This window comes from Bacillus pretiosus, from assembly GCF_051294775.1.
GTDB classification, from domain to species: Bacteria; Bacillota; Bacilli; order Bacillales; family Bacillaceae_G; genus Bacillus_A; species Bacillus_A wiedmannii.
Genome location: NZ_JBPPHF010000598.1, coordinates 1 through 281, shown reverse-complemented (window position 1 = coordinate 281; position 281 = coordinate 1). Strand labels below are relative to the sequence as shown.

Sequence of the window (281 nt, the reverse complement as noted above, 5' to 3'; positions counted from 1 at the left end):
ACAGAAGGTACATATCCACCGTTCACATTCCACGATTCAAGTAATAAATTAACTGGATTTGACGTTGAATTAGCAGAAGAAGTAGCAAAACGTTTAGGAGTAAAACCTGTATTTAAAGAAACACAATGGGATAGCTTACTTGCTGGTCTAGATGCAAAACGTTTCGACATGGTTGCGAATGAAGTTGGTATTCGTGAAGATCGTCAAAAGAAATATGACTTCACTAGCCCATATGTTTCATCTTCAGCGGTATTAGTTATTGCGAAGGATAAAGATAAACC

At 37.0% G+C, this 281-nt stretch carries 1 protein-coding gene; it reads left to right on the top strand.

Going from position 1 to position 281, the window contains the following annotated elements; translation table 11 throughout:
* A partial coding sequence (locus tag ACSG5Z_RS32315) for a transporter substrate-binding domain-containing protein (protein WP_435712984.1) occupies positions 1-281 on the top strand: 281 nt, incomplete at both ends.